Source organism: Pseudomonas sp. GW821-FHT03C07 (assembly GCF_059420925.1).
This window is the reverse complement of record NZ_JBWKUQ010000002.1, coordinates 343,815-358,549: the sequence shown is the minus strand read 5'-3', so window position 1 is coordinate 358,549 and position 14,735 is coordinate 343,815. Positions and strand designations below refer to the sequence as shown.

Below are 14,735 nucleotides of genomic sequence, written 5' to 3'. Positions count from 1 at the left end.
TTTGAAGCGCTGGCGCGGCGAAGGCCACGCCAGCATAGGGCTTATTTCCACCAATACTCGACCTGCACACCGAAATTGGAGCCATGCAGGGCACTGCCAAACGCACCGCTATCGGACAATGCCGAACCGGCGTCCAACTCATTGGCCGCGCGCTGGGCCGCCGCGTTCCAACTGGCATAGGTGTAGTAGACGCGCACTTCGGGGCGTGCCCAGAAGTCCGGGCCCTTGGGCGACCAGGTCGGGGCGAAGGTAAATTTGCTGAGCTTGCGGGTGCCGCCCGGAGCTTCGATCTGGTCGTGGCCCAGTTCGGTCACCAGCTTGAATTGCTCGGTAATCGCATAGGACGGGCGGACCCCGAGGGACATCCAGGTCTGGCCCTGACCGTCGGGACGAATGTCCTTCTGGTACACGGCCTCGATCTGCCCGCCGAAGCGCGGTGTCACCTGCCAGTCGAAAAACTCGACCGCGCGGTAGCTCTTGTTGCTGGTGTCCAGGCTGGTGTCGCCGGTGTAGCCCAATCCGGTACCCGGCCCTTCGCCGTATTGCAGGGCGAACTTGTTCTTGCCGCCGAGGAAATTCTTCTGCACATGCTGCGCGGTGACGGCCCAACCCTGGTGGGTATCACGGCGATTCGGGGCATCGAGGTAACTGACACCGAACTCCAGCTCGCCATCGGGATTGACCTTGAAGCCGGAGACGTTGACGTCGTGACGGTTGATATAGTCCTTCTGGTACAGGTTGTCCTTGCGCGAGAAGGCGTAGCTGTATTTCAAGTCGCCGATCTTCACGTCCTCGATACCGCCACCGGTGCCGCTCTGGTTCCAGTAGTAGAAGTCGGAGATATGGATGTCGTTACGCTTGTAGTAGCGGCGCCCGGCCCACAGCGAACCGCCATTGAGCGAAGGCAGGTTCGACCACTGGGCATACATCTGCGGCATGCGCACCGTGCCGTTGTCGCCGTCGAAACTGGGATTGTGATCGTACTTGTTGTAGAGCGAGGCCATCCCGTCGACGCTGAACACCGAGCCGTCATCAAGGGTCAGCAAGTCCTGGCGCAACTCCAGCTCCGCGTACTGTTCGCACTCGTTGCCCAGGCGATATTTGGACTCGGCGCCAGGCAAATGGAAACAGCTTTGCGTACCGCTGTTGGCCGAACTGCCCATGCCGCTGCGCAAGTAGCCGGCGAACTCCAGGGCCTGGGCCGAGAACGGCAATCCCAGGCACAAACAAGACACCGCAAGACGACGATTTATTGTTGTTTTCATTGGCTCCCCCATTATTTTTATTGTGTAGTGCTTCTTGATTATCGGGCGCGGCTCCCCCGCGCACGATCTGATGCGAACTGCATTGAGCGAACGAAACGTCTTACTTTTCTGACAGGTGCAACACAAAGGACTCGTAAGGTTTCAGTGACAGATGTCGGCTACGCGGCAAGCCGTCGTCGTAGTTGCCGATCACCAGGCGCTGGCTCTGGCCGTCGATGAAAACGCCTTCGGGCAATTCGACTGCGCAAGGCTCGGCATAGAAGTTGTTCACCACCAGCAGTCGTTCACCCTGGCCTTCCCGCACGTAGGCCCAGACCCGTGGATGTTCGGGCAGCAACTGGCGGTAGACGCCGTCCACCATCAGCGCTTCGTTGCGCCGCAAGCTGACCAGGGCCCGGTAGTGATGCAGCACCGAGCGGGTATCGTCGAACTGCTTGTCGACGTTGATCAGCGCGGCGTTCGCCGGCACCTCGATCCAGGGCTGCGCGCTGCTGAAACCGGCATTCGGCCCGGCGCTCCATTGCATCGGCGTGCGCCCGTTGTCCCGGGACTTTTGCATGATCGCCGCCATGCCCAGGGCTTCGGACTCGCCGGCTTCGCGCTTGAGCCGATAGATGTTCAGGGTTTCGACATCGCGGTACTGCCCGATGGACTCGAAGCCCGGATTGGTCATCCCCAGTTCTTCACCTTGATAGATGTACGGGGTGCCCTGGAGGAAATGCAACGCGGTGGCGAGCATCTTCGCCGAGACGTCCCGGTATTCACCCTCATGACCGAAGCGCGAGACCACCCGCGGCTGGTCGTGGTTACACCAGAACAGTGCATTCCAGCCGCCACCGGCCTGCATGCCGGTCTGCCAGTCGGAGAGGATGCGCTTGAGTTCGAGGAAATCGAAATCGGCGCGGACCCATTTCTCCATGTTCGGGTAATCGACTTTCAGGTGGTGAAAGTTGAAGGTCATCGACAGTTCGCGGGACTCCGGATTCGAATAACGAATGCAATGCGCAAGACTGGTGGAGGACATTTCGCCGACGTTGATCAGGTCATGGCCCTCGAAGACTTCGCGGTGCATTTCCTGCAGGTAGTCGTGCACGTTCGGACCGTCGGTGTAGAAACGACGACCGTCGCTGGCGTCCTCGGGGAAGTCGGCGGGTTTGGAGATCAGGTTGATCACGTCCAGGCGGAAACCGCCGACGCCCTTGTCACGCCAGAAACGCATCATCTTGAACACTTCCTGGCGCACCTTGGGATTGTCCCAATTCAGGTCGGCCTGGGTGTGGTCGAACAGGTGCAGGTAGTACTGGCCGGTCTGGGCCTCGTACTCCCAGGCATTGCCGCCGAACTTCGACTGCCAGTTGTTCGGCTGGTCGCGCCAGATGTAGAAGTCGCGGTATGGGTTGTCGAGGCTGCTGCGGGCCTGGCGAAACCATTCGTGCTCGATCGAGGTGTGGTTGACCACGATATCGAGCATCAACCTGATGCCACGCTTGCCGGCTTCGGCGAGCAGCAGGTCGCAGTCGGCCATGCTCCCGTAGCTCGGATCGATGGCGTAGTAGTCGCTGATGTCGTAGCCATTGTCGCGCTGCGGCGAGCGCAGGAACGGCGTGATCCACAGGCAATCGACGCCCAACCACTTGAGGTAGTCGAGCTTGTCGACCACCCCTAGCAGATCGCCGGTGGCCTGGCCTGAGTGGCTGTAGAAACTTTTCGGGTAGATCTGGTAGATCACCGAACGCTGCCAGTCTTGCATGGGTACTCCTGATACTTTCAGTAAACTTGAGCCTGCGGCCTCATGAACACCGCGAACCTGTAGGAGCAGAGCTTGTGTGGGAGCGGAGCTTGCCCGCGAAGCTTTTAGCGTCCTCACAGCCGCCTTCGTCGGAACGCCGTCGAACCAAGCTCAGTTCCTACAGATACCGCGTTCGCAAGCCCTGCTTCCTATACAGTTCCGGCTCAGGCGACGCGGTAGCCGGGCCGGATGATCTTCATGCTCAACCCGCAAGTCAGCACGAACGGCACGACCATCGCGATGCCCATGCCGACGATGAACATCGGGATGTACTGCGGAATGATCGAGATGAAGCCCGGCAAGCCGCCGACGCCGATGGCCGAGGCCTGGATCTTGTTCAGCGAGAGGAAAATGCTGCCCAGTGCCGAACCGATCAGCGCGGCATAGAACGGAAACTTGTAGCGCAGGTTGACGCCGAACATCGCCGGCTCGGTGATGCCGAAGTAGGCGGAGATCGCCGAGGTCGACGCCATGCTGCGGTCCCGTGCATTGCGGCTCATGTAGAACACCGCCAGTGCCGCGCTGCCCTGGGCCAGGTTGGACATGACGATCATCGGCCAGATGAAGGTGCCGCCCTGGGTAGCGATCAGTTGCAAGTCCACCGCGAGGAACATGTGGTGCATGCCGGTGATCACCAGTGGCGCGTAGAGCAGGCCGAAGATCGCGCCGCCGAGCACCGGCGCCACATCGAACAGCATGACCACACCCTGGGTGATCAGGATGCCCAGGTGACGGGTCACCGGACCGATGACCGCCAGGGCCAGCACGCCGGTGACGACGATGGTGGTGATGGGCACCACCAGCAATTGAATGGCATTCGGCACCCGCGCCCGCAGCCATTTCTCGATCACGCTCATGACATAGGCGGCCATCAGGATCGGCAGGATCTGGCCCTGGTAGCCGACCTTCTCGATCCGGAACCAGCCGAAGATGTTGAAGTACGGCAGGCTCTGGCCGTCCAGGCCGGCGACCGCCTTGCCGTAGTTCCAGGCGTTGAGCAGGTCGGGGTGCACCAGCATCAGGCCGAGCACGATGCCGAGGATTTCGCTGCCGCCAAAGCGCTTGGCCGCCGACCAGCCGACCAGGGCCGGAAGGAACACGAAGGAGGTGTTGGCCATCAGGTTGATCAAGCTCCACACGCCGTCCAGCGACGGGTAGGCCTCGAGCAAGGTCTTGCCCTCGATAAACATGCCCTTGGCGCCCATGAGGTTGTTCACCCCCATCAGCAGGCCGGCAATGATCAGCGCCGGCAGGATCGGCATGAACACATCGGAGAACACCCGCACCAGACGCTGCATGGCGTTGGTTTTGTCAGCGCCCCTCTGCTTGACGTCGGCGATGGTCGAGGCGGCCAGCCCGGTGATTTCGCGCAAGGTGGCGTAGACACGCTCAACCTCCCCCGGGCCGATAACGATCTGGAACAAGCCGCCGGTGAAGAAAGTGCCTTTCACCAGGTCGATATTGGCCAGCGCGGCCTTGTCGACCAGGCTCGGGTCCTTGAGGGCCAGGCGCAGACGGGTGACACAGTGAGCGGCCTGCTCGAGGTTTTCAGCGCCACCGAGGCCTTGCAGCAGCTCGCGGGCGATATTCGGATAGTCGTGGCTCATGCTTTTCTTCCACTGGTTCTTGTTATTGGAGGGTGTTGCCAGCACACAGGAATGAAAAATACTCGTCTGTACGAGTTAAAGCAATAACTCGTACAGACGAGTTTGGGGTTTATCGGTAAAAGATCCGACAAATGGACAAAGTTTCGACCTGCCCTTAAGGTTCAAGGTCCCAGGACATCGCGTCGGCTACCCTGTTGGCGAGTACTTTCGATCCAGAGCGACCAGCATGAGCAAATACAACCAGATCTACAGTGATCTGCTTGCCAGCATTACCACAGAGCAATTGGAAAAAGGCGCCCGGCTGCCGTCGGAAACCGAACTGATGGAAAGCTACCAGGCCAGCCGCGGCACCGTGCGCAAGGCCATCGAGCAATTGCAGGAGCGCGGTTTCGCGCAGAAGATCCATGGCAAGGGCACCTTCGTGCTGTCCCGCAGCCCGATCGAGTTTCAATTGGGCGGCATCGTCAGCTTCCAGGAGGCCCATTCCAGCCTTGGCAGCAATATCAGCACCGAAGTGGTGGAGTTCAGCGAGATCGCCCTTGAGGGTTCGCTTCAGGAGCGCCTGGACGCCGAGCCGGGCAGCCCGGTGATTCGCATCAAGCGGGTGCGGCGCATCGACGGCAAGCGGATCATTCTCGACATCAACTATTTCGTCGCCGACCGGATCCCCGGCCTGACCCGGGAAATCGCCGAACAGTCGATCTATGCCTACATCGAAAAAACCCTGCAACTGAGCATCAGCTTCGCCCAGCGCACCATCGAGGCGGCCCGCTGCAGCCGGGACGACCTGCTGCACCTGGACCTGGATGGGGCCAGTCATGTAATCGTGGTGAAGAACCAGACGTTCCTGCAGGATGGGCGGCAGTTTGAATACACCGAATCGCGGCACACCCTGGACAAGTTCTACTTTTCCGACGTGGCAAGACGCTGAGTCGGCGCCCTGCCATGGCTCACAGCACCAGCGCCAGCCACTCGGGGTTGACCGCCCCAAGCTTGCTGGAGGCTTTCGTGAGATTGATATCCTGGGCCACCTGCGCGGTTTCAATCATTCGGGGCTCAAGGTCATAGCCCCGACCTTCGAGCCAGCCCAGGACTTCCGCCAGGTGCCAGACCGAAGCGCTGCCTTCGTGGACCGCCAACGGAAATGAAGCCCCATGACTGAGCATGAGTTTGCGCATGTTCTGCCGCGAAACGCCGACGATATCGGCTATATCCGAAAGGCCGACCAGGTCGGGCACAACCTCTATGAGACGCGCATCGGGGATAGCGCGCTTGACGTCCTGCAAAGCGCTAAGCAATGCCTGAGCGGCGCTGTCGGCGTCTCGGGAGAACTTCAGCGCCAGCCTTCCAGGGATTCCGCAGCCGATCAGCGAGTCATCGCAACCGCACTCATACAAGAGCTCGATCAATACATCCGGATCGTTGTTCTGTTCCGAGAGCTGGTACCTCAGGGTGAATTCATACTCCATGGTTCTACTCCTTGGGTGACGCGATTCGGGGATCGCCATTGGCGTGATTGATGACACAGCCATCAACCACCCGCTGCAAGTTGCAGGCATGGCTGACCAGATTACGCGGCGTACTCCAAATGCTGGTAATACAGTGATCCTGGCAACGACACAGCCCACTGTTAAGCGGGCAGTACATCCTGCCCCAGGCATGCGAACCGCCCACCTTGATTCGCCAGCCAAGTTCCTCTGCATGACGCAGAACCTTCTCGATCTCCTTGATCGGGTGTCTTGCTCTAGCCATCCATAGCCTCCAGTCTTGCTCCAAGCGCATAGGTTGTCAACTGACAACCAAATCCATTTATCGACAAAAAATGACACTCCCGGCACTTCAATTCAGTGCCGGTTTCTTGAGTGTAGGGAGGGATGGCGTCGAGGCTGAGCGAGGTATTTACGAGGTGTTGCGAAGGCCGGATGAACGCTGTTTCGTATACGGGCCGTCAGCGCAAATCAGCACGCAGCTCACGCACGCCGCGCCCGAGTCGTCGGCGCAAGAGCGTACGTAGCGTGGCTCCGTCTTCGTAACCGACTTCGGTGGCAATCGCTTCAATGTCGAGCCCACTGCCATGCAGCAGCGATTGCGCGCGTTCGACCCGCAGATCCTGAAAATAGGCCAGCGGTGACTTGCCCAGCACTTCCTGGCAACGACGCTGCAAAGTCCGTGTACTGACCGCCAGCGCACTCGCCGCTTCCTGCAACGAAAAGCCGGCCTTCAGATGATCGCGGGCCCAGCGTTCGAACAGCTGGATCAACGGATCGGCCTGGGCCAGATGGTTGGGGATGATGTAAGGCGCCTGCAGCGAACGAATATCGGCCAGCAGGTAACGTGAAACCAGGGCCGACAACTCCGGGCTCGCCGAGCGGATCAACCAGAGGACCAGGTCGAGATGGCCCATTGCGGCGCCAGCGGTCACACCGATGTCCGTGGGCACGAGCATACGCGACTCGTCGAGCAGCACCCGCGGATAACGTTGCCGAAACAGCGGCGCCAGCGACCAGGTCGTCGTCGCCTGCCGATCATCGAGCAGACCGGCCTCCGCCAGCAGGAAGGTACCGATACAGGCCGCGGCAATCCGTACGCCTTCGCTGTGCCAGGTGCGCAGTTGCGCCATGGCCCGTTTCACATCGGCCCGATCAAGGGCGGGGATCAGCCGATCCGGAGTGATCGTATTCAGTGCCGGCACGATCACCCAATCCGGCTTCAGATCCGGCGTGATGGCTTGTACGGGAATCGTGAAGCCCTGGCCGGAGCGCACCCGTTTGTTCACGCCGACGGTTGAGACCTCGAAACGCGGTGCTCCGCCCGTCAGGAGGGACGCGAGCCCATTCGCCGCCCGGAGCGAATCGAGCGTCACCGCGAGCCCGGTATCGAATAATCCATCAAGAGCGAGGACTGAAATTCGCATGGCGTAAATGACCATAAAGTTGTCATTTGTGATGATAAGGTTTTTGGCCGGCGAGGACTACTGTGCTCTCCATTGCGCAACGCAATGAACGTCAATCCAGGAGATACACATGAAAGTCCTAGCCATCGCCTCGATCAACCAGCCACTCACCCCGGAGCAACGCCAGCAGATCATGCCGAGCGAAGTACCGGCTACGCTCAAGCTCTATCTCGACGGCAAGATCGAACAGTTCTGGTTCCGCCAGGACAAGCCCGGGGTGATCTTCCTCATGAACGTCGAAACTCTCGAAGAGGCCAAGGCGGCGGTGGAATCGCTGCCACTGACGGCGGGCGGTTTTGCCGAGTATGAGTTGATGCACGTCGGTCCACTCGCCCCGCTCGGCTTGCTGCTGCAGGGCAAGTAAACACAGGAGGCACCGAGACTTTCAAAAAGCAGTGGGGGGTAGCCGTCAAAAGGCTACCCAATCACAGGAATTTGTTACCCCCCCCCACAGCTCTTCAACGACAGATGCACATTTGTTATCGATTCAAACCGCGTCCCAATAGGGCGGGCTCCCAAATGCCTCACGAAGCCAGTCCGCCAGTGCCCTGAGCTTCGCCGAGGGATGCTGACCGTCAGGATGTGCGATATAGATGAACTCCTGCTCAGCCTCTATGCCGATATCGATTTTCGCCAGGGAGCCGGCCTTGAGGGCCTCGCCGACAATAAACTGCGGCAGCAAGGTAATGCCCAGACCGGCCACCGCCGCATCCCGCATCAGGTCCCCATTGTTGAGCACCAAATCGGACCGCCCATGGACGATGAGGGTGTGTCCTTGCTGCATGAAACGCCAATCCGCACCACCGCGATTCGAGTAGAAAATACCTCGATGCCCTTCCAGCTCAGCAGGCGTGGTCGGCTTGCCATTGCGCGCCAGGTATTCCGGCGACGCTACAAGGACACGCCGGCTGGTGGCCAACGTCCAGGCCACAAGATAGCGATCCTGGATCACGCCGTGCCGCACGATGGCGTCAAACCCGTCAGCGGAGGGGTCCACCCGACGATCATTCAAATCCAGCGTGATCTGTATATCCGGGTGCTGCGCCATAAAGGGGTACAAGGCCGGCCCAAGATGCATTCGCCCAAATGTCACAGGGGCCGAGATCCGCAGCGAGCCGGAAAGCGTGTCCCGACGCTTGGACATGGCGGCTGACGCCTCCTCGACCTCCTTTACAATTCGGATTGCGCGCCCCAGAAACTCATGCCCGTCTTCAGTCACTGAAATCTTGCGAGTCGTTCTCTGAAGCAGGCTGGTGCCCAGCTCTTTTTCGAGCTCGGCAATTCGATCGCTCACCACGGATCGGGATACACGGAGCCTGAGAGCGGCTTCAGTCAGAGACTTGCATTCGGCGACCATCACAAAGGTCGCAATTCCATCGAGCTTCATGATTGTTCGGTTTTTCCGAAATCCTGATCAGGAATTCGAAGGCTACTCCTTCAAATTGCCCAGGGCCACACTGGCGTCACTCCCTCGGGCTAACAGTGATCGCCAAGTGGCTATCCCCGCAGGGTTAGGAGTCCATCATGCTCAAATACTTTGCCGCGACCGCGATCGCATTGGCTCTGGCCCTGCCGGCAGCCGCCGAAGTCCGGCCATTCCCCAAGTCATTCCACGCCCAAGAGATTCAAGCCAACGGCGCAACCCTCCATGTCGTGAGTGGCGGACAAGGTTCAGCGGTCGTACTGATCCACGGCTTCGGTGACACCGGCGATATGTGGTCTCCACTGGCGGCCGAGCTGGCCAAGACCCATACCGTGGTCGTACCCGACCTGCGTGGCATGGGGCTGTCGTCTCATCCTGAAGGGGGTTACGACAAATGGAACCAGGCGGCGGATATCCGCGCCGTGCTGGGCAAGCTGGGGATCGACCATGCCGCGATTGTCGGGCATGACATCGGCACCATGGTCGCCTACGCCTATGCCGCTCGCTACCCGGACAAGACTGATCGCCTGATCGTGATGGATGCCCCGGTACCGGGTATCCCACCGTGGGACCAGATCGTACGGATGCCTGCGCTGTGGCATTTCAACTTCGGTGGGAAGGATGCCGAACGTTTGGTTGCTGGTCGCGAACGCATTTATCTGGATCGATTCTGGAACGAGTTCGCTGGCAATCCCGCGAAAATCGACGAAGCGACCCGCCAGCACTACACCCGGTTCTATGCTCGCCCAGGTGCAATGCATTCGGCATTCGCGCAGTTCCTGAGTATCAACCAGGACGCGGAGCAGAACCAGAAGGTGATGGGTAACAAGCTGAACATGCCGGTGCTGGCAATAGGGGGCGCCAAGTCCTTTGGCGCGAACGAAGCCATCGTGATGCGCAATGTCGCCACCGATGTCACCGAAGTGGTGATTCCCGATGCCGGTCACTGGCTGATGGAAGAGGCGCCGGTGCCGACGATTGCAGCGATCAAAGGCTTTATCAAGTAAGCCTTTGCTTCTCGCCCGATCGGAACCGATTTTCAAGGAGAGAACGCGCGCGCCTCAAGCCACGCGTCCGGAACCCAGGTTACAGGTACCGGTTAGCTGACCTGCCGCTTGACCTGGCGAACTATTAGGAATTTCCTAATAGTTGCCTCAGTCTGGAGTTCCCCATCGGCGAGGGTAGAGGCGATATTGTGGGTCAACCCCAGTGCCCGAACGAGACGCATAAAAAATCCGATGCCGGTACAGACATCGGATTTTGATTTCTTGCGGTCAAACGTCAAGAGGAAAAGTTTTACTATTCGACACTGGCCGAAACGTACCTCTTCATCCCGAAGAAGCAGGGAACCTGCCGGCGTTTTTCAAGGTAGTTGCCGCGTCACCGTCTAACTATGCTGCTCTTTTCTCAAGCGGCTGCTCCCGATCCGGGTTCAACAGCACCGTACCCATCGGCTCCCAGTTTCGTGTCTGTCCAGACCAGCGTTCCGGGCTTCTCTCCCGGGCTTGCTCGTACAGCTCATGACGCCGAGCCAGGATCTGATGATCCTGACCACGGTGCCGTTCGGCCGGGGTCACAAAGCGGATTCGGCTGTGCCGATGCTCGTGGTTATACCAACGCATAAAATCCCTGACCCAGGCGCGTGCGGCGTCCAGACTGGCAAAGCCATCTGCCGGCCATTGCGGGCAGTATTTCAACGTCCGAAACAGTGATTCCGAGTACGGGTTGTCATTGCTCACTCGCGATCGGCCACGGGACGGCGTGATGCCCAGGTCATGCCACGGCCTTGCGGCTGTAAATATCCTCGATCAGGTACAGGTAGTAATACTTTCCGCGTACCGGAGACGGCAGGTACGTGATGTCCCACGACCACACCTGGTTCGGCCCTTTGGCGGCATGCGTCGTCGGTGCCACGTGCCGCCCGGGGCGCTGGCTACGACCACGATGCTGCTGTTGGCCTGCCGCACGCAGCACCCGGTAAAACGTCGACTCCGACGCCAGATAGAGCTGCTGATCAGCCAACCTCGGTACGATCTGGCTCGGCGGCAAATGGCCGTAGCCCGGGCTGTTACACACGTTTAGGATTGCTTGTCGTTCGACCTCGCTCAGCGCATTGCGCGGCCTGGGTCGTACCGTGGTCGTTCGGGCGTCTGCCTGAACCGCCTCAGTTTCAGTCCAGAGCTGCACGGTTCTGAGCGAGAGACCGACTTCCTGGCAGGCCTTGATTTTCCGGGCGCCGGCCATCCGGGCTTCACTCAACCAGGTCACCAGTAATTGCCGTTCCGGCAAGGCGGTCAGTTGTCCTCGTTGTCGATCCCCCAGTAGTCGTTGAGCTTTTTTTGCAGCACCAGCAACGCGGCGGTTTCAGCCAGCGCCTTGTCTTTTCGGCGCAGTTCGCGCTCCAGTTCCTGGATGCGTTTCTTGTCCTTGCGGGCTTACTCGCGATCGTCTTTTTGCTGCGCTTTGTCTGCCTTCTGACCGTTGATACAGGCTTGCCGCCACGCCTTGATTTGCTCGGGGTACAGGCCTTTGCGACGGCAGTATTCAGCCAGTTCAATTTCGGACAAGCCGGCAGTTTCAAGGGCGACGGCAAACTGGGTTTCGGCTGTCCAGTTCTGGGCCGATGGGATGTTCTCGGACACTGCGTTTCCTTCAGAGCGGGCCTTTCTGCGCCAGTTGGCCAATAACATGTCGCTGACCCCTTCGCGCCGAGCAACCTCGGCCATCGACAGGCTCAGTGGGGGAAGCAGCATCTTGAGCAATGCAGCTTTGCGCTCCGGTGAATAGTACGGCACGAACAGTCTCTTTCCGCCCCGATCTGCGTTTTCAGGAAAATTCGGAGAGGCGACAACTATCCTGACACCGGGGGGCATAGGACTAACTCATGCCACGGAGCTTCCTCGTGCTTGCATCTACAATGGCGCTACCAACCACCCGCCACAGCCGTCCTAGCCCGGTGCTGTTACCGAAAATCTCGCGCCTTTTTGCTTTTCAAATAATGCCAAATTGCTATTATCTAGGATCCAAAATGGTCTGCTCGAAAAAAGCGGACCGATGAGATCCAAACGGCCAATGCAGTAGAACTAAAATTCTAGGGATGGGAGCCAAAAATGTTGAACCATGAAGCCAAACAAATTATCGATGCGGAAATAATCCCGAAAATGGAGATTGGGGATTTAACGCTTTTTTTAGGCGCAGAAACATTTGCTGGCACGCCATCCCTAAACGGTAAAGGGATTCCGACCACCGAAGAGCTTATAAAGCGAATTTTCGACTCGGCAGGTTACCCTCCAGACGAAGCGATGCTGACAGATTTCCCTACTGCGTTCGGTGCAGGCCAGGATGACATCGATGACTTCGACAGTTTTCTAAAGTCCAATTACACAGTCAGCTCAATACATACCTGGCAGGTGGATATTTTCAAGCTATGGTGGAAAACAATTTTCACTGCCAATATTGATAACATAGCGAACGAAGCAATAAACCAAAATAAAAACTCAACACTAAATTACCCAGATTACAAAACGTACAACTATGCAGATCTTGAACCGGTTCACGGACTACCCACCTCACCACCAATTGTGTACCTGCATGGCACGGTCACCAATATCCCAGCCGGGATACTGATTGACGGAGTTAGCTACGGAATTACCTCATCAAAACAAAGCGAATGGCTGGCCAAATGCGCGCTGAACATCGAATATGGCAATTGTCTATTCATCGGTTCAAAATTCAAAGGATCGGCTATAGATAGCGCCATTCGATCAAAAACTTCCGCAGAAAGCTTTAATATAAAAGAGCGCAGCTGGGTAGTGGCAGAAAATTTTACTCAGATAGAAAAAAGCCACTACACTAGAAAGGGAATCACACCAATAATCGCTCGTACTGATGAGTTCTTTTCTTACTTAAAATCTCAAATAAACCACGTTTCTCCAGATAAGTTTTTAAAGCGTAAAGCACCCTACCTAGCGGATAACTCAAACCATTCCACCGGATGGTTTACAGAGAACTTTGAACACATTCCTACTCAGCTAAGTGCAGCTGCTAAACAACGTGGCCCGTATTCCCGATTCTATATGGGCGACCTACCCGAGTGGTTTTATGTATCGCACAATGTTCCAGCAACACTGCCAGCACACAGAGCTATTGTTTCCGAGGTTAATGCGTTTCTAAACAGCGATTCAAAATGCAGGCTTATCGCAGTTACAGGACCTTTAGGATCGGGAAAAACCACCGCCTGCATGATGGCCGCTGCCGAGCTCTCAGCAAACCACCTGAATGTGCATCATTTCAATGGGCTAAATGGTATAGAAATTGAGCACCTTTGGAGAACTATTAAAGACACACGCGGACTATTCTGCTTAGTAGTTGATGCAGCATATGAGCACTTCTACGCAATAAACGCAGTGTTCGAAAGAATCATGGATAGAGCAACATCTTGTAGATTATGCGTCATCGTAGAAGAAAGAACTCGACAATTTGAAAGAAACAAACACCACTTTATGTCAAGCCAACTTGATAACATACGCCAAATTAAAGTGGAAAATCTAAACCTGGCTAGCGCTACTAAACTTTACGATAGATCTTTCGAACTAGGGATCAGATTTGAAAAATTAGCGGGCAAAACAAAAAAAGAGTCAGTCAAAGAAATTATTGACTTTGACAAAGGATACAAAGGCGATCTACTTGCAACTCTATATGACTTATCATCTCGACAGTCATACAAAGAAAAATTGGCAGAAGAGTATCGAGAGATTGATACTCAAGAAGCCCGCGATGTATATCAGACTGTAGCGTTGGTAACTGCGGCACGCCTTCCGCTGCCGCTGAATTTCATTGCTGAGAGTCATAACATATCAATATCGAACCTAGATCGAATAATTTCCGATGGGTTGAGAGATAAGATACACACACACGGGGTAGCACGTGGCGTCTCAGCGCGGCATCATTCGATCGCAGAATATCATCTGGCTTATAATATCCCCCCGGACCAGATCAAAACGCGCCTTATTAACCTGATGACATGCCTTGCACCCAAGTTCACAATCGAAGACATCAAGCATCACCCTTTAAGCTACAAAATATATCGCTCCACCCTGTCCTTTCACTATTTGACTGAAACACTATTCAGGGGCAGAAAAAACTATTCACACATACACGAAATTTATTCGACATGCCAAAATTTATTCGCAAGCGACGGCGTATTCTGGCTTCAGTATGGCCGTTTTCTAGAGAAAGACAGTGATATAGATGGTGCAATACACTGCTTTAGAAAAGGCTTGGGCTTATATGACTCATTTCAAGTACGCCATGCGCTGGGGCAGACCTTGTTAAAAAAATACATAAGCTCAAACTACACAGAACGGGAGCTTTACGAAGAAGGGACCACAGTACTGCTAAGAGAGATTGAACTCCGAGGACACAACGATGTTTATCCATACACCTCACTAGGACAGTGCTTAATTCAGGTTATCGAAAACAACCCATCGGACGAAGATGCTTTTGCCATGTTAAAAAGTGTAGTCAATAGAGGCATTAAACATCACCAGACCGACAATGTCTTTATGAATGTTGTGAAGAGCTACGTAAGACTAAACCCGAAGAGCACAACAAACTGACTAACTACTTTCACAGAGCAACTGGAAGGAGTCCAGCTGCTCATTGTGCTCTTTAAAAATAACCATTGATATTTGGTTAT

11 protein-coding genes and 1 pseudogene are annotated in these 14,735 nt (G+C 56.4%); 4 read left to right on the top strand and 8 right to left on the bottom strand.

Annotated elements, in window-relative coordinates:
• Nucleotides 1-41: 41 nt before the first annotated feature.
• From AC07VG_RS04875 to treP, 3 genes are all read right to left on the bottom strand, one after another.
• Entirely contained in the window at nt 42-1,265 is a 1,224-nt protein-coding gene (locus AC07VG_RS04875) for a maltoporin (protein ID WP_495020592.1), read from the bottom strand.
• 100 nt (nt 1,266-1,365) lie between these two features.
• Nucleotides 1,366-3,015, bottom strand: a complete 1,650-nt coding sequence (gene treC / locus AC07VG_RS04870; RefSeq protein WP_495020591.1) for an alpha,alpha-phosphotrehalase — start codon at nt 3,013-3,015, stop codon at nt 1,366-1,368.
• A 203-nt stretch (nt 3,016-3,218) separates the two neighbouring features.
• Nucleotides 3,219-4,661: a PTS system trehalose-specific EIIBC component gene (gene treP, locus AC07VG_RS04865; RefSeq protein ID WP_495020590.1), complete on the bottom strand. Its 1,443-nt coding sequence runs from the start codon at nt 4,659-4,661 to the stop codon at nt 3,219-3,221.
• A 226-nt stretch (nt 4,662-4,887) separates the two neighbouring features.
• Here treP and treR point away from each other — a divergent pair, with 226 nt between their 5' ends.
• Nucleotides 4,888-5,592 (top strand): trehalose operon repressor, encoded by a 705-nt coding sequence (treR, locus tag AC07VG_RS04860; protein WP_495000748.1) that lies wholly within the window; start codon nt 4,888-4,890, stop codon nt 5,590-5,592.
• A gap of 19 nt (nt 5,593-5,611) precedes the next feature.
• Here treR and AC07VG_RS04855 read toward each other — a convergent pair whose 3' ends face one another.
• The 3 genes from AC07VG_RS04855 to AC07VG_RS04845 form a co-directional block, all read right to left on the bottom strand.
• Entirely contained in the window at nt 5,612-6,130 is a 519-nt protein-coding gene (locus tag AC07VG_RS04855) for a helix-turn-helix transcriptional regulator (protein ID WP_495000747.1), read from the bottom strand.
• 4 nt (nt 6,131-6,134) lie between these two features.
• Nucleotides 6,135-6,413: a hypothetical protein gene (locus AC07VG_RS04850; protein ID WP_495020589.1), complete on the bottom strand. Its 279-nt coding sequence runs from the start codon at nt 6,411-6,413 to the stop codon at nt 6,135-6,137.
• A 196-nt stretch (nt 6,414-6,609) separates the two neighbouring features.
• Nucleotides 6,610-7,575 carry a GlxA family transcriptional regulator gene (locus AC07VG_RS04845; protein ID WP_495000746.1) on the bottom strand — a complete coding sequence of 322 codons (966 nt, stop codon included), beginning with the start codon at nt 7,573-7,575 and terminating at the stop codon, nt 6,610-6,612.
• A gap of 109 nt (nt 7,576-7,684) precedes the next feature.
• Here AC07VG_RS04845 and AC07VG_RS04840 point away from each other — a divergent pair, with 109 nt between their 5' ends.
• Nucleotides 7,685-7,978, top strand: coding sequence for a hypothetical protein (locus AC07VG_RS04840; RefSeq protein ID WP_495000745.1), 294 nt, complete (start codon nt 7,685-7,687; stop codon nt 7,976-7,978).
• A 123-nt stretch (nt 7,979-8,101) separates the two neighbouring features.
• Here the strand turns inward: AC07VG_RS04840 and AC07VG_RS04835 are convergent, their stop codons facing one another.
• Nucleotides 8,102-9,001 carry a LysR family transcriptional regulator gene (locus AC07VG_RS04835; protein ID WP_495000744.1) on the bottom strand — a complete coding sequence of 300 codons (900 nt, stop codon included), beginning with the start codon at nt 8,999-9,001 and terminating at the stop codon, nt 8,102-8,104.
• A gap of 137 nt (nt 9,002-9,138) precedes the next feature.
• On the opposite strand from AC07VG_RS04835, the gene AC07VG_RS04830 reads away from it, so the two are divergent.
• The gene (locus AC07VG_RS04830) at nt 9,139-10,044 is read left to right on the top strand and encodes an alpha/beta fold hydrolase (RefSeq protein ID WP_495020588.1); all 906 of its coding nucleotides are present in this window, start codon (nt 9,139-9,141) and stop codon (nt 10,042-10,044) included.
• 384 nt (nt 10,045-10,428) lie between these two features.
• Here the strand turns inward: AC07VG_RS04830 and AC07VG_RS04825 are convergent.
• Nucleotides 10,429-11,832: pseudogene (locus AC07VG_RS04825) on the bottom strand (integrase core domain-containing protein).
• 315 nt (nt 11,833-12,147) lie between these two features.
• Here AC07VG_RS04825 and AC07VG_RS04820 point away from each other — a divergent pair.
• Nucleotides 12,148-14,655, top strand: a complete 2,508-nt coding sequence (locus AC07VG_RS04820) for a P-loop NTPase (protein WP_495020587.1) — start codon at nt 12,148-12,150, stop codon at nt 14,653-14,655.
• Nucleotides 14,656-14,735: the final 80 nt, after the last annotated feature.

Bases quoted from the DNA above. Each gene is read 5' to 3' on its own strand.
- AC07VG_RS04830 (WP_495020588.1), top strand. From the start codon at position 9,139: ATGCTCAAATACTTTGCCGCGACCGCGATCGCATTGGCTCTGGCCCTG.
- treC (WP_495020591.1), bottom strand. From the start codon at position 3,015: ATGCAAGACTGGCAGCGTTCGGTGATCTACCAGATCTACCCGAAAAGT.
- AC07VG_RS04875 (WP_495020592.1), bottom strand. From the start codon at position 1,265: ATGAAAACAACAATAAATCGTCGTCTTGCGGTGTCTTGTTTGTGCCTG.
- AC07VG_RS04820 (WP_495020587.1), top strand. From the start codon at position 12,148: ATGTTGAACCATGAAGCCAAACAAATTATCGATGCGGAAATAATCCCG.
- AC07VG_RS04855 (WP_495000747.1), bottom strand. From the start codon at position 6,130: ATGGAGTATGAATTCACCCTGAGGTACCAGCTCTCGGAACAGAACAAC.
- treR (WP_495000748.1), top strand. From the start codon at position 4,888: ATGAGCAAATACAACCAGATCTACAGTGATCTGCTTGCCAGCATTACC.
- AC07VG_RS04840 (WP_495000745.1), top strand. From the start codon at position 7,685: ATGAAAGTCCTAGCCATCGCCTCGATCAACCAGCCACTCACCCCGGAG.
- AC07VG_RS04835 (WP_495000744.1), bottom strand. From the start codon at position 9,001: ATGAAGCTCGATGGAATTGCGACCTTTGTGATGGTCGCCGAATGCAAG.
- AC07VG_RS04845 (WP_495000746.1), bottom strand. From the start codon at position 7,575: ATGCGAATTTCAGTCCTCGCTCTTGATGGATTATTCGATACCGGGCTC.
- treP (WP_495020590.1), bottom strand. From the start codon at position 4,661: ATGAGCCACGACTATCCGAATATCGCCCGCGAGCTGCTGCAAGGCCTC.
- AC07VG_RS04850 (WP_495020589.1), bottom strand. From the start codon at position 6,413: ATGGCTAGAGCAAGACACCCGATCAAGGAGATCGAGAAGGTTCTGCGT.